Annotated in this window: 35 protein-coding genes; 33 read left to right on the top strand and 2 right to left on the bottom strand. The window is 45.2% G+C overall.

Features of this window, described 5'->3' with window-relative positions; translation table 11 throughout:
- The first annotated feature begins 129 nt into the window (after positions 1–129).
- The 3 genes from OCU36_RS12425 to OCU36_RS12415 all read left to right on the top strand — a co-directional run bounded on the left by OCU36_RS12425 (position 130) and on the right by OCU36_RS12415 (position 2176).
- Positions 130–330 carry a YheV family putative zinc ribbon protein gene (locus tag OCU36_RS12425; protein ID WP_261838242.1) on the top strand — a complete coding sequence of 67 codons (201 nt, stop codon included), beginning with the start codon at positions 130–132 and terminating at the stop codon, positions 328–330.
- A 96-nt stretch (positions 331–426) separates the two neighbouring features.
- Positions 427–1008: a peptidylprolyl isomerase gene (gene slyD, locus OCU36_RS12420; RefSeq protein WP_261838241.1), complete on the top strand. Its 582-nt coding sequence runs from the start codon at positions 427–429 to the stop codon at positions 1006–1008.
- 202 nt (positions 1009–1210) lie between these two features.
- Complete coding sequence (locus tag OCU36_RS12415; RefSeq protein WP_261838240.1) at positions 1211–2176, top strand: isoaspartyl peptidase/L-asparaginase family protein; 966 nt, start codon at positions 1211–1213, stop codon at positions 2174–2176.
- A 128-nt stretch (positions 2177–2304) separates the two neighbouring features.
- Here OCU36_RS12415 and OCU36_RS12410 read toward each other — a convergent pair whose 3' ends face one another.
- Positions 2305–2532 (bottom strand): SlyX family protein, encoded by a 228-nt coding sequence (locus OCU36_RS12410; RefSeq protein ID WP_017100010.1) that lies wholly within the window; start codon positions 2530–2532, stop codon positions 2305–2307.
- A gap of 5 nt (positions 2533–2537) precedes the next feature.
- Positions 2538–3515, bottom strand: coding sequence for a WD40 repeat domain-containing protein (locus tag OCU36_RS12405; protein WP_261838239.1), 978 nt, complete (start codon positions 3513–3515; stop codon positions 2538–2540).
- A 131-nt stretch (positions 3516–3646) separates the two neighbouring features.
- Between OCU36_RS12405 and fkpA the strand changes: the two genes are divergently transcribed.
- The 30 genes from fkpA (at position 3647) to rplO (ending at position 20710) form a co-directional block, all read left to right on the top strand.
- Entirely contained in the window at positions 3647–4429 is a 783-nt protein-coding gene (fkpA, locus tag OCU36_RS12400) for an FKBP-type peptidyl-prolyl cis-trans isomerase (protein WP_261838238.1), read from the top strand.
- A gap of 205 nt (positions 4430–4634) precedes the next feature.
- Positions 4635–5360 carry a helix-turn-helix transcriptional regulator gene (locus OCU36_RS12395; protein ID WP_261838237.1) on the top strand — a complete coding sequence of 242 codons (726 nt, stop codon included), beginning with the start codon at positions 4635–4637 and terminating at the stop codon, positions 5358–5360.
- Complete coding sequence (tusD, locus tag OCU36_RS12390; protein WP_261838236.1) at positions 5354–5743, top strand: sulfurtransferase complex subunit TusD; 390 nt, start codon at positions 5354–5356, stop codon at positions 5741–5743. The genes OCU36_RS12395 and tusD overlap by 7 nt, the downstream gene beginning before the upstream one ends.
- Positions 5740–6096, top strand: coding sequence for a sulfurtransferase complex subunit TusC (gene tusC / locus OCU36_RS12385; RefSeq protein ID WP_261838235.1), 357 nt, complete (start codon positions 5740–5742; stop codon positions 6094–6096). The genes tusD and tusC overlap by 4 nt, the downstream gene beginning before the upstream one ends.
- Positions 6097–6104: 8 nt before the next feature.
- Complete coding sequence (tusB, locus tag OCU36_RS12380) at positions 6105–6380, top strand: sulfurtransferase complex subunit TusB (RefSeq protein WP_261838234.1); 276 nt, start codon at positions 6105–6107, stop codon at positions 6378–6380.
- A gap of 182 nt (positions 6381–6562) precedes the next feature.
- Positions 6563–6937: a 30S ribosomal protein S12 gene (gene rpsL / locus OCU36_RS12375; protein WP_004737194.1), complete on the top strand. Its 375-nt coding sequence runs from the start codon at positions 6563–6565 to the stop codon at positions 6935–6937.
- A gap of 106 nt (positions 6938–7043) precedes the next feature.
- A complete protein-coding gene (gene rpsG / locus OCU36_RS12370) occupies positions 7044–7514 on the top strand; it encodes a 30S ribosomal protein S7 (protein WP_010435163.1) in 471 nt (156 codons plus the stop codon).
- A gap of 167 nt (positions 7515–7681) precedes the next feature.
- Entirely contained in the window at positions 7682–9778 is a 2097-nt protein-coding gene (gene fusA / locus OCU36_RS12365) for an elongation factor G (RefSeq protein WP_261838233.1), read from the top strand.
- Positions 9779–9925: 147 nt separating this feature from the next.
- The gene (gene tuf / locus OCU36_RS12360) at positions 9926–11110 is read left to right on the top strand and encodes an elongation factor Tu (protein WP_261838232.1); all 1185 of its coding nucleotides are present in this window, start codon (positions 9926–9928) and stop codon (positions 11108–11110) included.
- 446 nt (positions 11111–11556) lie between these two features.
- On the top strand, positions 11557–11868 hold the full coding sequence (rpsJ, locus tag OCU36_RS12355) for a 30S ribosomal protein S10 (RefSeq protein WP_261838231.1): 312 nt from the start codon (positions 11557–11559) through the stop codon (positions 11866–11868).
- A 14-nt stretch (positions 11869–11882) separates the two neighbouring features.
- Positions 11883–12512 carry a 50S ribosomal protein L3 gene (gene rplC / locus OCU36_RS12350; RefSeq protein ID WP_261838230.1) on the top strand — a complete coding sequence of 210 codons (630 nt, stop codon included), beginning with the start codon at positions 11883–11885 and terminating at the stop codon, positions 12510–12512.
- Between the two features lie 16 nt (positions 12513–12528).
- Positions 12529–13131 (top strand): 50S ribosomal protein L4, encoded by a 603-nt coding sequence (rplD, locus tag OCU36_RS12345; protein ID WP_261838229.1) that lies wholly within the window; start codon positions 12529–12531, stop codon positions 13129–13131.
- A complete protein-coding gene (rplW, locus tag OCU36_RS12340) occupies positions 13128–13430 on the top strand; it encodes a 50S ribosomal protein L23 (protein ID WP_004736765.1) in 303 nt (100 codons plus the stop codon). The genes rplD and rplW overlap by 4 nt, the downstream gene beginning before the upstream one ends.
- A 14-nt stretch (positions 13431–13444) precedes the next feature.
- Positions 13445–14269 carry a 50S ribosomal protein L2 gene (gene rplB, locus OCU36_RS12335; protein WP_010435149.1) on the top strand — a complete coding sequence of 275 codons (825 nt, stop codon included), beginning with the start codon at positions 13445–13447 and terminating at the stop codon, positions 14267–14269.
- Between the two features lie 19 nt (positions 14270–14288).
- Positions 14289–14567, top strand: a complete 279-nt coding sequence (rpsS, locus tag OCU36_RS12330; RefSeq protein ID WP_004736729.1) for a 30S ribosomal protein S19 — start codon at positions 14289–14291, stop codon at positions 14565–14567.
- Positions 14568–14577: 10 nt separating this feature from the next.
- Entirely contained in the window at positions 14578–14910 is a 333-nt protein-coding gene (gene rplV, locus OCU36_RS12325) for a 50S ribosomal protein L22 (RefSeq protein WP_004736732.1), read from the top strand.
- An 18-nt stretch (positions 14911–14928) separates the two neighbouring features.
- Positions 14929–15627: a 30S ribosomal protein S3 gene (rpsC, locus tag OCU36_RS12320; RefSeq protein ID WP_004736734.1), complete on the top strand. Its 699-nt coding sequence runs from the start codon at positions 14929–14931 to the stop codon at positions 15625–15627.
- An 11-nt stretch (positions 15628–15638) separates the two neighbouring features.
- A complete protein-coding gene (gene rplP / locus OCU36_RS12315) occupies positions 15639–16049 on the top strand; it encodes a 50S ribosomal protein L16 (RefSeq protein WP_004736736.1) in 411 nt (136 codons plus the stop codon).
- Positions 16049–16240: a 50S ribosomal protein L29 gene (rpmC, locus tag OCU36_RS12310; RefSeq protein WP_005597119.1), complete on the top strand. Its 192-nt coding sequence runs from the start codon at positions 16049–16051 to the stop codon at positions 16238–16240. Before rplP ends, rpmC begins: the two co-directional genes overlap by 1 nt.
- Positions 16240–16494: a 30S ribosomal protein S17 gene (gene rpsQ / locus OCU36_RS12305; protein WP_261838228.1), complete on the top strand. Its 255-nt coding sequence runs from the start codon at positions 16240–16242 to the stop codon at positions 16492–16494. Before rpmC ends, rpsQ begins: the two co-directional genes overlap by 1 nt.
- 161 nt (positions 16495–16655) lie before the next feature.
- A complete protein-coding gene (gene rplN, locus OCU36_RS12300; RefSeq protein ID WP_004736740.1) occupies positions 16656–17027 on the top strand; it encodes a 50S ribosomal protein L14 in 372 nt (123 codons plus the stop codon).
- A gap of 11 nt (positions 17028–17038) precedes the next feature.
- The gene (gene rplX / locus OCU36_RS12295) at positions 17039–17356 is read left to right on the top strand and encodes a 50S ribosomal protein L24 (RefSeq protein WP_004738792.1); all 318 of its coding nucleotides are present in this window, start codon (positions 17039–17041) and stop codon (positions 17354–17356) included.
- Between the two features lie 24 nt (positions 17357–17380).
- Positions 17381–17920, top strand: a complete 540-nt coding sequence (rplE, locus tag OCU36_RS12290) for a 50S ribosomal protein L5 (RefSeq protein ID WP_004736744.1) — start codon at positions 17381–17383, stop codon at positions 17918–17920.
- Between the two features lie 16 nt (positions 17921–17936).
- Entirely contained in the window at positions 17937–18242 is a 306-nt protein-coding gene (rpsN, locus tag OCU36_RS12285; RefSeq protein ID WP_004738789.1) for a 30S ribosomal protein S14, read from the top strand.
- A gap of 29 nt (positions 18243–18271) precedes the next feature.
- Positions 18272–18664, top strand: a complete 393-nt coding sequence (gene rpsH / locus OCU36_RS12280) for a 30S ribosomal protein S8 (RefSeq protein ID WP_004738788.1) — start codon at positions 18272–18274, stop codon at positions 18662–18664.
- Positions 18665–18674: 10 nt separating this feature from the next.
- Positions 18675–19208 carry a 50S ribosomal protein L6 gene (gene rplF, locus OCU36_RS12275; protein ID WP_261838227.1) on the top strand — a complete coding sequence of 178 codons (534 nt, stop codon included), beginning with the start codon at positions 18675–18677 and terminating at the stop codon, positions 19206–19208.
- A 9-nt stretch (positions 19209–19217) separates the two neighbouring features.
- A complete protein-coding gene (rplR, locus tag OCU36_RS12270; protein WP_004738784.1) occupies positions 19218–19571 on the top strand; it encodes a 50S ribosomal protein L18 in 354 nt (117 codons plus the stop codon).
- 14 nt (positions 19572–19585) lie between these two features.
- The gene (gene rpsE, locus OCU36_RS12265; protein ID WP_004738783.1) at positions 19586–20086 is read left to right on the top strand and encodes a 30S ribosomal protein S5; all 501 of its coding nucleotides are present in this window, start codon (positions 19586–19588) and stop codon (positions 20084–20086) included.
- Positions 20087–20093: 7 nt separating this feature from the next.
- Positions 20094–20270, top strand: coding sequence for a 50S ribosomal protein L30 (gene rpmD, locus OCU36_RS12260; protein WP_004736756.1), 177 nt, complete (start codon positions 20094–20096; stop codon positions 20268–20270).
- A gap of 5 nt (positions 20271–20275) precedes the next feature.
- Entirely contained in the window at positions 20276–20710 is a 435-nt protein-coding gene (gene rplO / locus OCU36_RS12255) for a 50S ribosomal protein L15 (protein ID WP_004736758.1), read from the top strand.
- Positions 20711–20720: the final 10 nt, after the last annotated feature.

Genomic DNA, 20720 nt, shown 5'->3' with positions numbered 1-20720 from the left:
CTAGCAATATAGCTTGAGCTAAAAATAATCACTTAAAAGCAGCCATCTAATAATAAACGCGGTCTCTGCTTAATGTCTAATTGAGTGAGTGAGAAGAACCGCGAATCCAGAGTAGTAAAGGACATGAACGTGAAACAGAAAAAACGCTTTATCGCAGGGGCAAGCTGCCCAAGTTGCAACACTCAAGACACACTCCGTTGGTGGATTGAAAACAATATCGAGCTAGTGGAATGTGTCGATTGTGATTTCACCGAGCAGCGTAAACCGAAAGCTGTAGAGAAATCTGAACACGCGAATCAAGAAATGATTGGTATTTTTAAACCAGAATGATTGAGTTTCACTAATTCATCCCCATAATAGCGGGGGTATAAAATTTATTCCTAGGTTCAACTGTTCGAGCCTAGTCCAAACCTCCTTGGAGCTCTCATGAAAATTGAAAAGAACGTAGTAGTTAGTGTTGCATATCAAGTAAAGCTTGAAGATGGCGTAGTCGTTGACCAATCAACTGCAGAAGCTCCACTCGATTACCTTCACGGTCACAACAACCTAATTACAGGTCTTGAAAAAGAGCTTGAAGGCAAAGTCGCTGGCGACAAGTTCTCTGCAACCGTTACGCCAGAAGACGCATACGGCGAACACAACGACGACTTAGTACAACGTGTTCCTGCTGATGTATTCCAAGGTGTTGAGCAAATCGAAGTTGGCATGCGTTTCCTCGCGGATACAGACCAAGGTCCTATCCCTGTTGAAGTGACTGAAGTCGATGGCGATGAAGTTGTTGTAGACGGCAACCACATGTTAGCTGGCCAAACTCTAACGTTTGACGTTGAAGTGGTTGCAGTTCGTGAAGCGACGGAAGAAGAAATTCAACACGGTCACGTACACCAAGAAGGTGGCTGTGGCGGTCACGACCATGACCACGAAGGCGGTTGCTGTGGTGGCGAAGGCCATGATGGTGAAGAGAAAAAAGACGGCTGCTGCGGCGGCGGTGGCTGTGGTTCTCACTAATACCGAATTAACGGTTTAGATTTAGAATGCTGAAAAACCTCCCTTGCGGAGGTTTTTTGCTATTGGCGCCGAGTTTTTTTGGGGGCTTTTACTCTATCGAACTGAGTCTTCATAAAGAGTTTGGTTTTCGCTATCAGACATCGAACCATGAATATGGTATTGATAGCGTAACATTATAAGAGTACGTCAGTGGAGAGTTTGCATGTCACAGCCTTTTTCAATTGCCATTCATGGTGGTGCAGGAACCATCTTACGAGAGCAAATGAGCGATGAATTAAAAACAGGCATTACTCAGGTTTTGGAGAAGTCGGTTTTGGCTGGCTATCAAGTTTTGCAAGCCGGTGGTGATGCTCTGGACGCGGTGGTCGCATCGGTCAAAGTGATGGAAGACAGCCCTCACTTCAATGCCGGTAAGGGTTCCGTTCTCACGCATGATGAATGTGTAGAGATGGATGCCTCTGTGATGCACGGCCGCGAAATGGACGCCGGTGCCATTGCGGGTGTTCGTCATATTAAAAACCCAATTGAGCTCGCACGTGATGTGATGCTAAAGAGCGACCACGTATTATTGATCGGTGAGGGCGCTGAGAAGTTTGCCTTTGAGCACGACTATACCTTTACCGAGCAAGACTACTTCTTTACTGAGCGACGCTATGACCAACTTCAGTCGATGAAAGAGAAAGGCATATTCGCTTTGTCTGAAGCGAAATATGATGAACAGCAAGCTGAAAAATATCCTGACGACAAAAAGTACGGCACGGTCGGTGCAGTAGCATTAGATCAAGCGGGTAACTTAGCGGCCGCCACGAGTACTGGTGGCGTAACCAATAAGAAGTACGGTCGGGTGGGGGATTCTCCGATCATTGGTGCGGGAACCATCGCTGAAAATGGCAATGTTGCGGTTTCAACAACCGGCATGGGCGAGTTCTTTCTACGTAAAATGGTTGCAGGTGATGTAGCAGCACGCATGCGTTATCTGAAAGAGGATGTGCACACCGCTTGCGAAACGATCATTCAAGGTGAATTGAAAACCATGGGCGGGGAAGGCGGTTTGATTGCTATCGATGGCCTAGGCGATATTCATTTTAGTATGAACAGTTCGGGGATGTATCGTGCAAGCGTTGATACTCAAGGCCGTATCGAAATGAAGATTTATGCGGATGATTAAGTTGGTATTGGCTTAATCCACATCGATCAAACAGATAAAAGGGCGACAGATAATCTCTGCCGCCCTTTGATTTTTCAGATTTCTAACGATCTATATCACTAGAATCAATTCGTCATTTTGAGTCGAATTTAATAGTGTGGTGGTGGCGTTTCTTCCGATGCGTCTGCTAGGTTAGAGCCATCCATATTTTTCACTTTGCCCACCACGAACTTCATCTGATCTTGCATTCTCGAGATTAACATCTGTTGTTGGCTAAGCGCTTCATTGAGTTCTTCAATGGTCTGTTCTTGGAAAGCCAGCTGACACTCTAGGTCATTTACGCGGCTTTCTAGTTGTTCAACTCGCTTTTCTGTCATCGTTCTTAATCCACATTCCAAGCTTGGGCAATGCCCGCAGAGGTGCCCGATATCACACGGTTATTATCATCAAAGGCTGCATCATACACTACCGCGCGGGGAGGGCGAGCATCTTTTAATGGCTCGGCATCGTAGCGAGAAATTCGTTGACCATCATGCGTATCCCAAACACTTACTTGGCTTGATGGTGAGCCCGTCACCAACAAATTACCATCGTCAGAAAAGCGGGCGCTAGAGAAGATCAGTTGTCGAGACCAGCTTTGTAGTTGTGCCTGAGGTTCTCCTGTCTCCAGATTCCAGATTGTCGCTTGATTACCACCATCTGAAGTAAACGCCATTTTGCCATCACGTTGTAGGGCAACACGTACTACTCTCTGTTCATGTTCAAAGGTGCGCATTATTAAGCCTGATTCGGTATCCCATAGGTAAGCTTTGTAGTCGTTTCCCCCCGTTAGTGCATAACGTCCATTTGAAGAAAGGGCAACGGAATTAACTTTTTCTCTGTGGGCTAGGAACTCCAGACGGCGTCCGGTGACTAAGTCCACATAGATAGCTTTGCCGTTAGACAGACCGAGTAATACTTTTTCACCGTTACTCGATATGTCAACATCACGAATCAAGCCGTCGGAAATAGACCATAGCCCTTCAGCTTGCGTCCAAGATAAGTCCCAAACGGCGAAGTTCATCTGGCTAGCGGTAATGGCAAAGCGGCCATTGTCCGAAATGCGTATTCGCGATACTTGGTTTTCGTCTTGGTCTTGTGGGCCGAGTTGAGCTAACTCTTTGTTTTGTTCTAAATCCCAAAGGAGTAACTTTTTTTGTTGAGAGTAGAGCAAAGCAAAGCGTCCATCTCTGCTGAGTGCAAAGCTGGTAGCACCATTGGGTTCGATTTCCCAGCGTTGGGCATCACCTTGAAAGAAAAAGCAACCATTTAACAAGGTGATGACAATTGCATATAGCAATGAGTGAAAAAATATTCGCATCACATCTAATAATCCAGTTTGTGTCGAAAGACATATAACGAGTATATTGTTATAACTAACGTATTCACACCAATCTAATCATTAGATTTGTGCACAATAACCAATGGCTTGGCCATTAATTGGAGAATTCAATGAAATCAGTTTTAAAAGTATCACTGCTTGCCGCAACGGTTATGTTGGCAGTTGGTTGTCAAAAAGAAGAACCAAAGGCAGAAGCGCCACAGGTAGAAGAAGTTAAAGTAGCAGCAGATGCAGTAAACTTTAAAACAGAAGATGACAAAGCGGCGTATGCCATTGGTGTATCTTTCGCAAACTACTTGAGCACAAGTATTGATAAGCCAAGTGAGCTCGGTATTAACCTAGATAAAGACATTGTTCTTCAAGGCATCAAAGACGTATTCGCGGACAAGACAGCGCTTAATGAAGAAGAAACTCGCGCTGCACTTGAAGGGCTAGACAAGCGTGTTGCGGAAAAGATGAAAGCACAGGCGGCAGAAAAATCGGCAGCAACGAAGAAAGCCGGTGATGATTTCCGAGCTGAATTCGCTAAAAAGGAAGGCGTAAAAACGACAGAATCGGGTTTAATGTATCAAGTTATGACGGCTGGTAAAGGTCAATCGCCGAAAGACACCGATACTGTTCAAGTTCATTATAAAGGGACACTTACCGACGGCACTCAATTTGACAGCTCTTACGATCGTGGCGAACCGGCGACATTCCCACTAAACCGCGTAATTCCAGGCTGGACAGAAGGTGTACAACTGATGACAGTGGGTTCTAAGTACAAGTTCGTTATCCCGCCAGAGCTAGCATACGGTGAGCAAGACACGCCAACGATCCCAGCTAACTCAACGTTAGTATTCGAAGTTGAACTGCTAAAAATTGATAACACTAAAGCGGCTCCAGCTAAGTAATATCAGCGAAACGCTTCGTAGCAAAATACGTTGATTGAATAAAAAGCCTAACTTCAAAGTTAGGCTTTTTTGCGATTTGACGGTCAGTATTTAATTTTTAAACTTGTTCTAAATCACTAGTTGTAATGTTAGCTAGGTGTGCAATTAAAATTTTCTGATAAACTTACATAAATTTGTTGATTTTTCACACGAAGGTAAGGAATAAGTGACTACTACAGAAATAGTAAATGCCGATGTGTTGCTCGAAATGGAATCAGTCCACGTCACGCCATTCAGTGAACACGATAAAATCATCTTAAGATCTTACGAGGCCGTGGTTGACGGTATTGCGAGTTTGATCGGCCCATTTTGTGAAATCGTTTTACACTCTTTAGAAGATCTCAATACTTCGGCAATTAAAATTGCCAATGGTGAAAACACAGGCCGTCAAGTCGGCTCGCCAATCACTGATCTTGCATTGAAGATGCTAAAAGATATTGAAGGTTCTAAGCGTAACTTCTCGCGTTCATATTTTACTCGCGCTAAAGGTGGAGTCTTAATGAAGTCGATCACGGTTGCTATCCGCAATGGTGACGACCGAGTGATTGGTTTACTGTGTATTAACGTGAACTTAGATGCGCCTTTCTCCCAAGTACTGCAATCTTTCATGCCGACGCAAGACGCAGATGAAGCTGCGTCTTCGGTTAACTTCGCAAGTGATGTTGAAGAACTTGTTGATCAAACGGTTGAACGCACCATTGAAGAGATCAATGCAGACAAGTCAGTCTCGAACAATACCAAGAACCGTCAAATCGTGATGGAGCTATATGATAAAGGTATTTTCGATATCAAAGATGCGATTAACCGTGTTGCTGAGCGATTGAATATCTCTAAGCATACGGTGTACTTGTATATCCGTCAGCGTAAAACAGAGGATGAAGAGGGGTGTTAAGCTACACGCTCTTAGTCAATGGATCGGTCTATGGTACGCAATCCGCAAGAAGTGCTTATCAGTTTGCCGTGGCTCTAATCAAACAGGGCCACAAGCTTCACAGTGTGTTCTTCTATCAAGATGGCGTCAGTAATGGCTCTGACCTTACTGTACCGGCCAATGATGAATTCGATTTGGCCACGGCATGGCAAAAGTTTGCAATTGAACACGATATTAGTCTCGAAACTTGCGTTGCCGCGGCATTAAGACGAGGCGTAGTGAGTTCAGAAGAAGCAGCACAACACCAGTTAAGCAGCTCTAATTTAGCCGCGGGTTTCACGCAAGCTGGATTGGGAAGCTTAGCGGAGGCTTTGTTAACACAAGATAGGGTTGTCCAGTTTTGAGTCAATTAGCCTTCATATTTAACAGCTTTCCTCACACAACCGCAGCCGGTAGAGAAGGGCTAGACGCATTGCTTGCCGCTTCCGCTTATAGTGAAGATATTGCCGTGTTCTTTGTCGGGGATGGGGTGACACAGCTTCTCAAGGCTCAACAGCCAGACGAAACACTATCACGTGACTACATCTCAGCTTTTAAACTGATGGACCTATACGACATCGAACAAGTGTATGTATGTCAACGTAGCCTAAGTGATTTTGGCCTCTCATCTGAGAATCTGTTGATCGATGTGACGACACTCGATGTGGATGAGCTGACGCAAAAGTTAGCTCAGTGCCAACAGATCCTGACTTTCTAGGGGACGCTATGCTTCATATCGTAAAATCAGTCGACAAACTGAAACTCGCATTGACCTATTCTCAGCCACAAGATCAATTCCTTTTGGTTGAAGATTCAGTGTATGTTTGTCTTCCTAATCATGAGTTATTCACTCAAATCTGCACAGTAGAGCAAGTGTCGGTATTAAAACCGGATCTCGATAGTCGAGGTTTACAACAGCTCGCGGCAAGTTCATTTACTCAGGTGGACTTTGACGGGTTTGTTGAACTGACGGTTTTAAACGATAAATCAGTGACTTGGTAACTGTCTTGTATCCTTTTGGTCAATTTTTTACCGTCCTGAGCTCTGGATGGCTAAAAAAGATCCGTATATTTCTTGACACACCTCCCACTGCTGCATAGAATTTTGCGTCCCTAATTACGACTTGTAGTTAGGAATAGATTTTTCACAAAGCTTACTTTCAAGTAAATTTCAGGAGCTAGTTAATGGCAACTATTAACCAGTTGGTTCGCAAGCCTCGTGTAAAGCAAGTTGTTAAAAGCAACGTGCCTGCACTAGAAGCGTGCCCACAAAAACGTGGTGTATGTACTCGTGTTTACACTACTACACCTAAAAAACCTAACTCGGCACTACGTAAAGTATGTCGTGTACGTCTAACCAACGGTTTCGAAGTAACTTCGTACATCGGTGGTGAAGGTCACAACCTTCAAGAGCACAGTGTTGTACTAATCCGTGGCGGTCGTGTAAAAGACCTTCCGGGTGTTCGTTACCACACTGTTCGCGGCGCGCTAGACTGTGCTGGCGTTAACGACCGTAAACAAGGTCGTTCTAAGTACGGTGTGAAACGTCCTAAGTCTTAATGCATTTTCTTTTTTAAAAGAAAGCGTTAAGTAAGGCCAAACACTATTTTATTTATTATTCTGAAAAGTTTTGGAAAAAACCTGAAGAAGACAACGGAGAATATCCATGCCACGTCGTCGCGTAATAGGTCAGCGTAAGATCCTTCCAGATCCTAAGTTCAAATCTGAATTGCTGGCAAAATTCGTTAACATCCTTATGGTTGACGGAAAGAAATCTACTGCAGAAAAAATCGTTTACACTGCACTAGATTCAATGGCTGAGAAGTCTGGTAAAGACCACTTAGCTGTATTTGAAGAAGCTCTTGAAAATGTTCGCCCAGCGGTAGAAGTTAAATCTCGCCGTGTGGGTGGTTCAACTTACCAAGTACCTGTAGAAGTTCGTCCGGTTCGCCGTAACGCTCTTGCTATGCGTTGGGTAGTTGAAGCTGCGCGTAAGCGTGGTGAAAAATCTATGGCTCAACGCCTAGCTGCTGAAATGCTAGATGCGTCTGAGAACAAAGGTACTGCGGTTAAGAAACGTGAAGACGTTCACCGCATGGCTGACGCAAACAAAGCGTTCGCACATTACCGTTGGTAATACCTTTATAGTGCTGCAAGGTTCCTTGCAGCACTTCTTTAGTTCCTATGCTTATGCTAGGAACTATTGCTATTTCTAGGGCAAGCACTTTTTAGTTAAAGCATCGCTTTAAACGCATAATCTAGGCATAGCAATAGTCCCTAAGTCTCTAATAAGAGGATTCAACCGTGGCTCGTAAAACTCCTATAGAGCAATACCGTAACATCGGTATCGTTGCTCACGTAGATGCAGGTAAAACAACCACAAGTGAACGTATTCTGTTCTATACTGGCCTTTCTCACAAAATCGGCGAAGTTCACGATGGTGCAGCAACCATGGACTGGATGGAGCAAGAGCAAGAGCGCGGTATTACGATCACTTCAGCAGCAACCACTACGTTTTGGCGTGGTATGGAAGCTCAGTTCTCGGACCACCGTATCAACATTATCGACACTCCTGGACACGTTGACTTCACAATCGAAGTAGAACGTTCTTTGCGTGTACTTGATGGTGCCGTTGTTGTGTTCTGTGGCTCATCTGGTGTTGAACCTCAGTCAGAGACCGTATGGCGTCAAGCTGATAAGTACCAAGTTCCACGTATGGTTTTCGTTAATAAAATGGACCGTACCGGCGCCGACTTCTTGCGCGTAGTTGAACAGATCAAGGACCGCCTAGGCGCAACGCCTGTTCCAATTCAACTAAACATTGGTGCTGAAGAAAACTTCCAAGGTGTTGTCGATCTTATCAAGATGAAGGCAATTAACTGGAACGAAGCTGACCAAGGCATGACTTTTACGTACGAAGATATTCCTGCAGACATGCAAGAAATGGCTGAAGAATATCGTACGGAATTGGTTGAAGCTGCTGCAGAAGCAAATGAAGAGCTGATGGATAAGTACCTTGAAGAAGGTGAACTAACCGAAGCTGAAATCAAACAAGGTCTTCGTACTCGTACCCTGAATAATGAAATCGTACTTGCTACTTGTGGTAGTGCATTCAAAAACAAAGGTGTACAAGCTGTTCTCGATGCAGTGGTTGATTTTCTTCCTTCTCCAGTCGATGTACCTGCAATTAAAGGTATCGATGAAGACGAGAACGAAGTAGAGCGTCATGCCGACGATAAAGAACCGTTCTCGGCGCTAGCATTCAAGATTGCAACAGACCCATTCGTTGGTACTTTAACTTTCATCCGTGTTTACTCTGGTGTTGTTGAAAGCGGTAAAACAGCTTACAACTCTGTGAAGAAACAACGTGAACGCTTAGGTCGCATTGTTCAAATGCACTCAAACAAGCGTGAAGAAGTAAAAGAAGTACGAGCAGGTGACATCGCAGCCATCATTGGCTTGAAAGATGTGACTACGGGTGAAACCCTTTGTGACCAGAACCATAAGATTGTTCTTGAGCGCATGGAGTTCCCAGATCCAGTGATTCAGATCGTTGTAGAGCCAAGCTCTCAAGCTGATCAAGATAAAATGACGATCGCTCTAGGTAAACTAGCAGCGGAAGACCCATCGTTCCGCGTTGATATGGATGCGGAAACTGGCCAGACTCTGATTTCTGGTATGGGTGAACTACACTTAGATATCATCGTTGACCGTATGAAGCGCGAATTTAGCGTGAACTGCAACGTTGGTAACCCGCAAGTGGCTTACCGTGAGACTATTCGTGGTACAGCGAAAGCGGAAGGTAAATTTATCCGTGAACATGGTGGTAAAGGTCAGTACGGTCACGTATGGCTGAAACTGGAACCATCAGAAGCTGGCGAAGGCTTTGTATTTGTGGATGAAATTGCCAATGGTATCGTACCGAAAGAGTTTATCGCTTCAGTGGCTAAAGGCGTTGAAGAGCAGATGAACAATGGTGTGCTTGCGGGCTATCCAGTTTTGGATATCAAAGCTACACTATATGATGGTTCTTACCATGAAACAGATTCAAGTGAGATGGCGTTTACAATCGCTGCCTCTATGGCTTTCAGAACGGGTGCACTTGAAGCGCAACCGGTTCTGCTTGAGCCTATGATGAAAGTTGAAGTAACGACTCCAGAAGACTGGATGGGTGACGTTGTTGGCGATATTAACCGTCGTCGCGGCATCATCGAAGGTATGGACGAGGGGACAGCTGGCCTGAAGATAATTCGTGCACAAGTTCCGTTGTCTGTCATGTTCGGTTACGCAACTGATTTACGTTCTGCGACACAAGGTCGTGCTTCTTACTCTATGGAGTTTAGTGAGTACGCTGAAGTGCCTAACAATGTTGCAAAAGCAATCATTGCAGAGCGTGGTTAAACAAAAGGAAGGCATTTTTTTTCATTTTTTGAAAGAACAATGCGTCCAAATATTGCGCTAACGAGAGTTGGCGCATAAAATAGCAATTTCTGGCGCGTCTCGCTCAATAATGAACGTGGCGAATCATAACTAGGAAGGAACACGATTGTGTCTAAAGAAAAATTTGAACGTACGAAACCGCACGTAAACGTTGGTACTATCGGCCACGTTGACCACGGTAAAACAACTCTAACTGCTGCTATCTGTACTACTCTTGCAAAAGTATACGGCGGTGTTGCTAAAGATTTCGCATCTATCGATAACGCTCCAGAAGAGCGTGAGCGCGGTATCACAATCGCAACTTCTCACGTTGAGTACGACACTCCAGCACGTCACTACGCACACGTAGACTGTCCAGGACACGCGGATTATGTTAAAAACATGATCACTGGTGCTGCACAAATGGACGGCGGTATCCTAGTTGTTGCTGCGACTGACGGCCCTATGCCTCAAACTCGTGAGCACATCCTACTTGGTCGTCAAGTTGGTATCCCTTACATCATCGTATTCATGAACAAATGTGACATGGTTGATGACGAAGAGCTTCTAGAGCTAGTTGAGATGGAAGTTCGTGAACTTCTTTCTGAATACGACTTCCCTGGTGATGACCTACCAGTTATCCAAGGTTCTGCACTTGGCGCACTAAACGGCGAGAAGCAGTGGGAAGACAAGATCATTGAGCTTGCAGAAGCACTAGATTCTTACATCCCTGAGCCAGAGCGTGCAGTAGACCAACCGTTCCTACTACCAATTGAAGATGTATTCTCAATTCAAGGTCGTGGTACAGTTGTAACTGGTCGTATCGAGCGTGGTATCCTACGCGTAGGTGACGAAGTAGAAATCGTTGGTATCAAAGAGACGACTGTTACTACTTGTACTGGTGTTGAAATGTTCCGTAAACTGCTTGACGAAGGTCGTGCAGGTGAGAACGTTGGTGCACTTCTACGTGGTACTAAGCGTGATGACGTTGAACGTGGTCAAGTACTTTCTGCGAAAGGTTCTATCAACCCACACACTAAGTTTGAGTCTGAAGTATACGTACTTTCTAAAGACGAAGGCGGCCGTCACACACCTTTCTTCAAAGGTTACCGTCCACAGTTCTACTTCCGTACAACTGACGTAACAGGCGACATCACTCTACCAGAAGGCGTAGAAATGGTAATGCCAGGTGACAACGTTCAAATGACGGTTGAGCTAATCGCTCCAATCGCAATGGACGAAGGTCTACGTTTCGCAATCCGCGAAGGTGGCCGTACAGTTGGTGCTGGTGTTGTAGCTAAAATCTTCGCTTAATAGCATTTAGATTTTTGCACACTCTTCATTAGAAGAGCACGCATCTGAAAAGGGAAGCTTCGGCTTCCCTTTTGTTATTTAGAGAGAAACATTCTTTTATCGCGTGATACTCCACATTTCCCCAAGCTCCTTTTTCAATATATTCCGATTATTTTCCTAACACCACTTGCATACTAAAGTGTGATCTGTATAATGCATCGCACTGGCTAACGCCGGTTTGTGAACCAATGAGCACTGAGGAGTAGGTCTTACCTAGTAACGTATACTCAGCTTATGTTCGCGGTTAATAAAAATAGTAAGCTTCGTGCTTGCTTCAAAAGTTAACTGACAATGCGTCCTGATTTTGGATGCTACGGTTTCACATAAATCAATCGGCATTCTCTCGTTCTTTCGAGCTTGAGTGGCGATATTGTTTGTGTAATTTTTAATAATTGGAGCTCTGTCTCATGCAGAACCAACGTATTCGTATCCGCCTTAAAGCGTTTGATTACAAGCTAATCGATGCTTCAACTGCGGAAATCGTTGAAACAGCAAAACGTACTGGCGCACAGGTTCGTGGTCCTATTCCACTTCCTACTCGTAAAGAGCGTTTCACTGTTCTTACCTCTCCACACGTCAACAAAGATGCACGTGACCAGTACGAAATTCGTACTTATAAGCGTTTGATCGACATCGTTGAGCCAACAGATAAAACTGTTGATGCTCTAATGCGTCTTGATCTTGCAGCTGGCGTTGATGTTCAAATCAGCCTAGGTTAAGGGAGATAAGAATAATGATTGGTCTAGTCGGACGTAAAGTGGGTATGACCCGCGTATTTACTGAAGAAGGCGTTTCTATCCCAGTAACTGTTGTTGAGGTTGAAGCGAACCGTATTTCTCAAGTTAAAACTCTTGAGACAGACGGCTACGCAGCAATCCAAGTAACTACTGGTGCTAAGAAAGCTAACCGTGTAACTAAACCTGAAGCTGGTCACTTCGCGAAAGCGGGTGTAGAAGCAGGTCGCGGTCTTTGGGAATTCCGTTTAGAAAACGGCGAAGAGTTTGAAGTTGGCGCTGAGCTAAACGTAGAACTTTTCAACGAAATTAAAAAAGTAGACGTTACTGGTACATCTAAAGGTAAAGGCTTCCAAGGCGCTATCAAGCGTTGGAACTTCTCTACTCAAGATATGACTCACGGTAACTCTTTGTCTCACCGCGCACCGGGTTCAATTGGCCAATGTCAAACTCCAGGCCGCGTGTTTAAAGGCAAGAAAATGGCAGGTCACATGGGTGCTGAGCGTGTAACGACTCAAAACCTAGAGATCGTACGTGTTGACGCTGAGCGCAATCTACTCCTTATTAAAGGTGCAGTACCGGGCTCAACAGGCGGAAACGTGATCGTAAAACCGGCTATTAAAGCATAACGTCTAGGAGTAAGTAATGGAATTGATGGTTAAAGGTGCTGATGCACTAACTGTTTCCGAGACTACTTTCGGACGTGACTTCAACGAAGCTCTTGTACACCAAGTAGTTGTTGCATATGCAGCAGGTGCTCGTCAAGGTACTCGTGCTCAAAAGACTCGTTCTGAAGTATCTGGCGGTGGCGCTAAGCCATGGCGTCAAAAAGGTACTGGCCGCGCACGTGCTGGTACAATTCGTAGCCCAATCTGGCGTACAGGTGGTGTTACTTTTGCTGCGAAACCACAAGATCACAGCCAAAAAGTAAACAAAAAAATGTACCGTGGTGCTATGAAGAGCATTCTTTCTGAGCTAGTTCGTCAAGAGCGTTTAATCGTTGTTGATAACTTCTCTGTAGAAGCACCAAAAACAAAAGAACTTGCAGCTAAGCTTAAAGAGCTTGAGCTAAGCGACGTTCTGATTGTGACTGGCGAAGTAGATGAAAATCTATTCTTAGCTGCTCGTAACCTATACAAAGTAGATGCACGTGATGTTGCTGGTATTGATCCAGTGTCACTAATCGCTTTCGACAAGGTTCTAATGACTGCTGACGCAGTTAAGCAAGTTGAGGAGATGCTAGCATGATCACTGAAGAGCGTATCTTAAAAGTTCTACGTGCTCCGCACATCTCTGAAAAAGCAACTATGGCAGCTGAGAAAGCGAACACTATCGTTTTCAAAGTAGCTAAAGATGCAACTAAGAAAGAGATCAAAGCAGCTGTAGAAAAGCTATTTGAAGTTGAAGTTAAGTCTGTAAATACTCTTGTATTAAAGGGTAAGACCAAACGTCAAGGTATGCGTGAAGGCCGTCGTTCAGACGTTAAGAAAGCCTACGTTACTTTGAAAGAAGGTCAAGATCTTGACTTCGTTGGCGGCGCGGAATAACAGGAGTAGTAAAAATGGCTATTGTTAAATGTAAGCCGACTTCCCCTGGTCGTCGTCACGTCGTTAAAGTTGTTAACGCTGACCTACACAAGGGTAAGCCATACGCACCACTTCTAGAGAAAAACTCTAAGAACGGTGGTCGTAACAACAACGGTCGTATTACAGTACGTCACATCGGTGGTGGTCATAAGCACCATTACCGTGTAATTGACTTCAAACGTACTAAAGATGGCATTCCAGCGAAAGTTGAGCGTCTAGAATACGATCCAAACCGTAGTGCTAACATCGCTCTAGTTCTGTACGCAGACGGTGAGCGTCGTTACATCATTGCACCTAAAGGTGTTAACGCAGGCGACCAGATTCAATCTGGCGTAGATGCTGCAATCAAAGCAGGTAACACTCTGCCGATGCGCAACATCCCAGTAGGTTCTACTGTACACTGTGTTGAACTTAAGCCTGGTAAAGGTGCTCAACTAGCTCGTTCGGCTGGTGCTTATGCTCAAATCATCGCTCGCGATGGTGCATACGTAACTATTCGTCTACGTTCTGGTGAAATGCGCAAAGTACTTTCTGAAGGTCGTGCAACGATCGGTGAAGTTGGTAACTCTGAGCATATGCTACGTGAACTTGGTAAAGCTGGTGCTTCACGCTGGCGCGGCGTACGTCCAACCGTACGTGGTGTAGTAATGAACCCGGTGGATCACCCACATGGTGGTGGTGAAGGCCGCACATCTGGTGGTCGTCACCCAGTATCTCCTTGGGGCGTTCCTACTAAGGGCTTCAAGACTCGTAAGAACAAGCGCACTGACAAGTACATCGTACGTCGTCGCACTAAATAATTTATAAAGAGGAATCGCCATGCCACGTTCTCTCAAGAAAGGTCCTTTTATTGACCTACACTTGCTGAAGAAGGTAGAGAAAGCGGTGGAAAGCGGAGACAAAAAGCCTATTAAGACTTGGTCCCGTCGCTCAATGATCATCCCAACAATGATTGGTTTGACCATCGCTGTCCATAATGGTCGTCAGCACGTTCCAGTTTTCGTTACCGAAGAAATGATCGGTCACAAACTGGGCGAATTTGCACCAACTCGTACTTATCGCGGTCATGCTGCAGATAAGAAAGCTAAGAAGAAATAAGGAGTAGATGATGGAAGCTTTAGCTAAACATAACTTTGCTCGTATTTCTCCACAGAAAGCTCGCTTAGTTGCAGACCAAATTCGCGGTAAGTCGGTAGACCAGGCTCTAGAAATTCTAACTTTCAGCAACAAAAAAGCTGCTGTATTGGTTAAGAAAGTTCTTGAGTCAGCTATCGCTAACGCGGAACATAACGAAGGTGCAGATATCGACGATCTAAATGTCGCTAAAATCTTCGTAGATGAGGGCCCTATCATGAAGCGCATTATGCCTCGTGCTAAAGGTCGTGCGGATCGTATCTTGAAGCGTTCAAGCCACATCACTATTGTTGTAGCAGATCGCTAAAGACTAGGAGAGTAAGCAATGGGTCAGAAAGTACATCCTAATGGTATTCGTCTTGGCATCGTCAAGCCTTGGAATGCTACATGGTTTGCTAATACCAACGAATTCGCTGACAACCTAGACGGCGACTTCAAGGTACGTCAGTTCCTTACCAAGGAACTACAAAAAGCATCATTATCTCGTATCGTTATCGAACGTCCAGCGAAGAGCATCCGTGTGACTATTCACACAGCTCGTCCTGGTGTTGTTATCGGTAAGAAAGGTGAAGACGTAGAGAAGCTACGCGCAGCTGTAGCTAAAATCGCAGGTGTACCAGCGCAAATTAACATCGCTGAAGTACGTAAGCCTGAGCTAGATGGTCAGCTTGTAGCTGATAGCATCGCGTCTCAACTAGAGCGTCGTGTTATGTTCCGTCGTGCAATGAAGCGTGCGGTACAAAATGCTATGCGTCTAGGCGCTAAAGGCATCAAAGTACAAGTAGGCGGCCGTCTTGGCGGTGCTGAAATCGCACGTTCAGAGTGGTACCGTGAAGGCCGTGTGCCTCTACACACTCTACGTGCAGACATTGATTACGCAACTTCTTCGGCTCACACTCAATACGGTGTGATCGGCATTAAAGTTTGGATCTTCAAAGGTGAGATTCTAGGCGGTATGCCAGCTGCTAACGCAGTAGAGCCTAAAGGCGATAAGCCTAAGAAGCAGCGTAAAGGCCGTAAGTAAGGAGTCGAACGATGCTACAACCAAAACGTACTAAGTTCCGCAAGGTTATGACTGGTCGTAACCGTGGTCTAGCTAAAGGTACTGAAGTAAGCTTCGGCGAATTCGGTCTTAAAGCTGTTGGCCGTGGTCGTCTGACTGCACGTCAAATCGAAGCGGCACGTCGTGCTATGACACGTCACATTAAGCGTCAAGGTCAAATCTGGATCCGTGTTTTCCCAGACAAACCGATTACTGAAAAGCCTCTTGAAGTTCGTCAAGGTAAAGGTAAAGGTTCAGTTGCGTACTGGGTTGCTCAAATCCAACCAGGCAAAGTTATGTACGAGATGAACGGCGTACCTGAAGAGTTGGCACGTGAAGCGTTCCGCCTAGCGGCACGTAAACTGCCTGTTAAAACTACTTTTGTAACTAAGCAGGTGATGTGATGAAAGCACAAGATCTACGCGAAAAGAACGTTGAAGAGCTTAACGCTGAGCTATTGACTTTGCTACGTGAACAGTTCAACTTGCGCATGCAAGCTGCAACTGGTCAACTTCAGCAAACTCATACTCTAAAAGCTGTACGCCGTGACATCGCACGTGTGAAAACTGTTTTGACTGAAAAGGCAGGCGCATAATGAGCGAAACTAACCGCATCCAGCAAGGCCGTGTAGTAAGTGACAAGATGGACAAGTCTATCGTTGTTGCTATCGAACGTACTGTAAAACACCCAATTTACGGTAAATACGTTAAACGCACGACTAAAGTACACGCACACGACGAAGACAACACTTGTAGCCTAGGCGACAAAGTTGAAATCGCTGAGTGTCGTCCTCTGTCTAAGACTAAGTCTTGGACATTGGTTAAAGTTCTAGAAAAAGCGAAGATTTAATCTTTGTGATTCTATAACTTATAAACGGCTCCAAATTATTTTTGGAGCCGTTTATTTTTTGTCTACCCAATTTAAAAAAAGGGTGGTACAATTCGCGTCCCTTTTAAAGAGGCAGCCCGACCCGAGAGGGTCTAGTTTTAATATTTAGCGGAGCACTAACAATGATCCAGATGCAAAGTACACTTGACGCAGCAGATAACTCTGGCGCGCGCAAGGTAATGTGTATTAAGGTTCTGGGTGGCTCTCACCGCCGTTATGCACATATCGGTGACGTCATCAAGGTTACAGTGAAGGAAGCGATTCCTCGCGGTAAAGTAAAGAAAGGTGATGTTCTGAAGGCGGTAGTAGTGCGCACCCGTAAAGGCGTTCGTCGCCCAGACGGTTCTGTCATTCGCTTCGACAGTAATGCTTGTGTATTGTTAAATGACACTACTGAGCAACCAGTCGGCACACGTATCTTTGGTCCTGTGACTCGTGAACTTCGTAACGCGAAATTCATGAAGATTGTATCACTAGCACCTGAAGTTCTGTAAGGAGCGGCAACATGGCAGCTAAAATCCGTCGTAATGACGAAGTAATCATTCTTGCTGGTAAAGATAAAGGCAAGAAAGGTAAAGTAACTAAGGTTCTGACAACTGGTAAAGTTATCGTTGAAGGCATCAACCTTGTTAAAAAACACCAAAAGCCGGTTCCGGCTCTAGGTCAACAAGGTGGCATCGTTGAACAAGAAGCAGCTATTGATGCTTCTAACGTTGCTGTTTTTAACGCGGCTACTGGTAAAGCAGACCGTATCGGTTTCCGTATCGAAGATGGTAAGAAAGTTCGTTTCTTCAAATCTAACGGCGAAACTGTTTCTAACTAATTAGAAGTAATTTGGAGTTCTACTATGGCGAAACTGCATGATTACTACAAGTCGTCTGTAGTCGCTGAGCTTACCAAAGAGTTCAGCTACACAAGCGTCATGCAAGTCCCTAGGATTGAGAAAATCACCCTAAACATGGGCGTTGGTGAAGCTATCAACGATAAGAAACTACTAGAAAACGCAGCATCTGATATGGCAACGATCTCTGGTCAAAAGCCACTTATCACTAAAGCGCGTAAATCTGTAGCTGGTTTCAAAATTCGTGAAGGCTACCCAATTGGTTGTAAAGTAACCTTGCGTGGTGAGCGCATGTGGGAATTTTTAGAGCGTTTAATCTCTATCGCACTTCCACGTGTACGTGATTTCCGTGGTGTTAGCGCTAAGTCTTTTGACGGACGCGGTAACTACAGCATGGGCGTTCGCGAGCAAATCATCTTTCCGGAAATCGACTACGATAAAGTCGATCGCGTCCGCGGTCTTGATATCACTATCACGACTTCTGCGGGTTCCGATGAGGAAGGCCGAGCTCTGCTGGCTGCCTTTAACTTCCCATTCCGTAAGTAAGGGTAGGGTTACTGTTATGGCTAAACAATCAATGAAAGCACGTGAAGCTAAACGTGCAAAACTAGTAGCTAAGTTCGCTGAAAAGCGTTCTGCGCTAAAAGTTATCATTAGCGATGTAAACGCATCTGAAGAAGATCGTTGGAATGCGGTTCTTAAACTGCAATCTCTTCCACGTGATTCGAGTGCATCACGTCAGCGCAACCGTTGCAACCAAACTGGTCGTCCACACGGTTACCTACGTAAATTCGGTCTAAGCCGTATTAAGGTTCGCGAAGCTTGCATGAAAGGCGAGATTCCGGGTCTTCGTAAGGCTAGCTGGTAATTGCCACTTAATCATTTGGAGTAAATCTTATGAGCATGCAAGATCCGATTTCGGATATGCTGACCCGCGTTCGCAACGGTCAGGCAGCAAACAAAGTTGCTGTAAAAATGCCTTCTTCAAAGCTTAAAGTTGCAATTGCTGCATTACTTAAAGCTGAAGGTTACATCGTAGACTTCGCTGTTGAAGGCGAAGCAAAACCTGAGCTAGAAGTTACTCTTAAGTACTTCCAAGCTAAACCTGTAATCGAGCAAATCAAGCGCGTATCACGTCCTGGTTTAAGAGTTTATAAAAATAAAGACTCTTTACCTACAGTGATGGGTGGTCTTGGTATTGCAGTTGTTTCTACTTCCAAGGGTCTGATGTCTGACCGTGCTGCTCGCAAAGCAGGTCTTGGCGGTGAAATCATCTGTTACGTAGCTTAAGGAGTAGATTATGTCTCGTGTTGCTAAAGCACCTGTCGCTATTCCAGCTGGCGTAGAGGTGAAACTAAACGGCCAAGAAGTTACTGTAAAAGGTAGCAAAGGTGAGCTTACTCGCGTTCTTAACAGCGCCGTAGTTATTGCACAGGAAGAAAACAACCTAACTTTCGGTCCGAAAGAAGGTGTTGCTAACGCATGGGCACAAGCTGGTACAGCTCGCGCTCTAGTTAATAACATGGTTGTGGGTGTTACTGAGGGCTTCACTAAGAAGCTAACTCTTAAGGGTGTTGGTTACCGTGCTGCTATGAAAGGCAACGCTGTAGGTCTAACTCTTGGTTTTTCTCACCCAGTAGAGCACGCTCTACCTGAAGGTGTTAAAGCTGAGTGCCCGAGCCAAACTGAGATCATTATTACTGGTTGCGATAAGCAAGTAGTAGGTCAAGTTGCGGCTGACATTCGTTCTTACCGTGCTCCTGAACCTTATAAAGGTAAAGGTGTTCGTTACGCAGATGAAAATGTGCGTACTAAAGAAGCTAAGAAGAAGTAAGGTATCACTATGGATAAGAAAGCATCTCGCATCCGTCGTGCTACACGTGCACGTCGTAAGATTGCAGAACTTGGTGCGACTCGCCTGGTAGTACATCGTACTCCTCGCCACGTGTACGCACAAGTTATCGCGGCAAACGGCTCTGAGGTTATCGCAGCTGCTTCTACTGTAGAAAAAGCGATCCGTGAGCAAGTTAAGAACACTGGTAACGTTGATGCAGCTAAAGCAGTTGGTAAAGCTGTTGCTGAGCGCGCTCTTGAAAAAGGCGTAGCTTCGGTTGCATTCGATCGTTCTGGTTTCCAATACCACGGTCGAGTAGCGGCGCTAGCAGAATCTGCTCGCGAAGCTGGTCTGAAATTCTAAGGTAGGGTTGGAAGATGGCTAAAGAACAACAACAAGCTAATGATTTGCAAGAAAAGCTGATCGCAGTTAACCGTGTATCAAAAACGGTTAAAGGTGGTCGAATCATGAGCTTTACTGCACTAACAGTAGTTGGTGACGGTAACGGTCGCGTAGGTTTCGGTTACGGCAAAGCTCGTGAAGTACCTGCAGCGATTCAAAAAGCAATGGAAAAGGCGCGTCGTAACATGGTTACTGTTGCGCTGAACGAAGGCACTCTTCACCACCCGGTGAAAGGTCGTCATTCGGGCTCTAAAGTTTACATGCAGCCAGCTGCTGAAGGTACAGGTGTTATTGCCGGTGGTGCAATGCGTGCTGTACTTGAAGTTGCGGGCGTACATAACGTACTTTCTAAAGCATACGGTTCAACGAACCCGATCAACATCGTTCGTGCAACGATTGGTGCTCTAGTAGACGTTAAGTCACCAGAAATGGTTGCTGCTAAACGTGGTCTAACTGTTGAATCTATTTCGGAGTAAGCACACGATGGCAACTATTAAAGTAACTCAAACTAAAAGCTCAATTGGTCGCCTACCTAAGCACAAAGCGTGTCTTAAAGGTCTAGGTCTTCGTCGCATCAACCATACAGTAGAACTTGAAGATACTCCGTGCGTACGCGGTATGATCAACAAGGTTTACTACATGGTTAAGATTGAGGAGTAATCAGAATGCGTTTGAATACTCTATCACCGGCTGCTGGCTCTAAACCTTCTAAGAAGCGTGTAGGTCGTGGTATCGGTTCTGGCCTTGGTAAAACAGGTGGCCGCGGTCACAAAGGTCAAAAGTCACGTTCTGGCGGCTCTGTTCGTCCAGGTTTTGAAGGCGGTCAAATGCCTCTAAAACAACGTCTACCTAAATTCGGTTTCACTTCTCGTAAGAGCCTAGTGTCTGCTGAAGTTCGTCTAGCTGAGCTAGCGAAAGTAACAGGTGACGTAGTTGATCTTAACAGCCTTAAAGCTGCTAACGTTATCACTAAGAACATCGAGTTTGTTAAGATTGTTCTTTCTGGTGACCTAAGCAAAGCGGTAACTGTTAAAGGTCTACGCGTGACTAAAGGCGCTAAAGCTGCAATCGAAGCTGCAGGCGGTAAAATCGAGGAATAATCTCGAGGAA

It is taken from the genome of Vibrio artabrorum (assembly GCF_024347295.1).
Lineage (GTDB): Bacteria > Pseudomonadota > Gammaproteobacteria > Enterobacterales > Vibrionaceae > Vibrio > Vibrio artabrorum.
This window is presented reverse-complemented; position numbering and strand designations above follow the sequence as displayed.

What these genes read in the sequence shown, in the direction of transcription:
- slyD (WP_261838241.1), top strand. Translation starts at nt 427, where the DNA reads ATGAAAATTGAAAAGAACGTAGTAGTTAGTGTTGCATATCAAGTAAAG.
- OCU36_RS12415 (WP_261838240.1), top strand. Translation starts at nt 1,211, where the DNA reads ATGTCACAGCCTTTTTCAATTGCCATTCATGGTGGTGCAGGAACCATC.
- OCU36_RS12410 (WP_017100010.1), bottom strand. Translation starts at nt 2,532, where the DNA reads ATGACAGAAAAGCGAGTTGAACAACTAGAAAGCCGCGTAAATGACCTA.
- OCU36_RS12405 (WP_261838239.1), bottom strand. Translation starts at nt 3,515, where the DNA reads ATGCGAATATTTTTTCACTCATTGCTATATGCAATTGTCATCACCTTG.
- fkpA (WP_261838238.1), top strand. Translation starts at nt 3,647, where the DNA reads ATGAAATCAGTTTTAAAAGTATCACTGCTTGCCGCAACGGTTATGTTG.
- tusB (WP_261838234.1), top strand. Translation starts at nt 6,105, where the DNA reads ATGCTTCATATCGTAAAATCAGTCGACAAACTGAAACTCGCATTGACC.
- rpsL (WP_004737194.1), top strand. Translation starts at nt 6,563, where the DNA reads ATGGCAACTATTAACCAGTTGGTTCGCAAGCCTCGTGTAAAGCAAGTT.
- rpsG (WP_010435163.1), top strand. Translation starts at nt 7,044, where the DNA reads ATGCCACGTCGTCGCGTAATAGGTCAGCGTAAGATCCTTCCAGATCCT.
- rpsJ (WP_261838231.1), top strand. Translation starts at nt 11,557, where the DNA reads ATGCAGAACCAACGTATTCGTATCCGCCTTAAAGCGTTTGATTACAAG.
- rplC (WP_261838230.1), top strand. Translation starts at nt 11,883, where the DNA reads ATGATTGGTCTAGTCGGACGTAAAGTGGGTATGACCCGCGTATTTACT.
- rplD (WP_261838229.1), top strand. Translation starts at nt 12,529, where the DNA reads ATGGAATTGATGGTTAAAGGTGCTGATGCACTAACTGTTTCCGAGACT.
- rplW (WP_004736765.1), top strand. Translation starts at nt 13,128, where the DNA reads ATGATCACTGAAGAGCGTATCTTAAAAGTTCTACGTGCTCCGCACATC.
- rplB (WP_010435149.1), top strand. Translation starts at nt 13,445, where the DNA reads ATGGCTATTGTTAAATGTAAGCCGACTTCCCCTGGTCGTCGTCACGTC.
- rpsS (WP_004736729.1), top strand. Translation starts at nt 14,289, where the DNA reads ATGCCACGTTCTCTCAAGAAAGGTCCTTTTATTGACCTACACTTGCTG.
- rplV (WP_004736732.1), top strand. Translation starts at nt 14,578, where the DNA reads ATGGAAGCTTTAGCTAAACATAACTTTGCTCGTATTTCTCCACAGAAA.
- rpsC (WP_004736734.1), top strand. Translation starts at nt 14,929, where the DNA reads ATGGGTCAGAAAGTACATCCTAATGGTATTCGTCTTGGCATCGTCAAG.
- rplP (WP_004736736.1), top strand. Translation starts at nt 15,639, where the DNA reads ATGCTACAACCAAAACGTACTAAGTTCCGCAAGGTTATGACTGGTCGT.
- rpmC (WP_005597119.1), top strand. Translation starts at nt 16,049, where the DNA reads ATGAAAGCACAAGATCTACGCGAAAAGAACGTTGAAGAGCTTAACGCT.
- rpsQ (WP_261838228.1), top strand. Translation starts at nt 16,240, where the DNA reads ATGAGCGAAACTAACCGCATCCAGCAAGGCCGTGTAGTAAGTGACAAG.
- rplN (WP_004736740.1), top strand. Translation starts at nt 16,656, where the DNA reads ATGATCCAGATGCAAAGTACACTTGACGCAGCAGATAACTCTGGCGCG.
- rplX (WP_004738792.1), top strand. Translation starts at nt 17,039, where the DNA reads ATGGCAGCTAAAATCCGTCGTAATGACGAAGTAATCATTCTTGCTGGT.
- rplE (WP_004736744.1), top strand. Translation starts at nt 17,381, where the DNA reads ATGGCGAAACTGCATGATTACTACAAGTCGTCTGTAGTCGCTGAGCTT.
- rpsN (WP_004738789.1), top strand. Translation starts at nt 17,937, where the DNA reads ATGGCTAAACAATCAATGAAAGCACGTGAAGCTAAACGTGCAAAACTA.
- rpsH (WP_004738788.1), top strand. Translation starts at nt 18,272, where the DNA reads ATGAGCATGCAAGATCCGATTTCGGATATGCTGACCCGCGTTCGCAAC.
- rplF (WP_261838227.1), top strand. Translation starts at nt 18,675, where the DNA reads ATGTCTCGTGTTGCTAAAGCACCTGTCGCTATTCCAGCTGGCGTAGAG.
- rplR (WP_004738784.1), top strand. Translation starts at nt 19,218, where the DNA reads ATGGATAAGAAAGCATCTCGCATCCGTCGTGCTACACGTGCACGTCGT.
- rpsE (WP_004738783.1), top strand. Translation starts at nt 19,586, where the DNA reads ATGGCTAAAGAACAACAACAAGCTAATGATTTGCAAGAAAAGCTGATC.
- rpmD (WP_004736756.1), top strand. Translation starts at nt 20,094, where the DNA reads ATGGCAACTATTAAAGTAACTCAAACTAAAAGCTCAATTGGTCGCCTA.
- rplO (WP_004736758.1), top strand. Translation starts at nt 20,276, where the DNA reads ATGCGTTTGAATACTCTATCACCGGCTGCTGGCTCTAAACCTTCTAAG.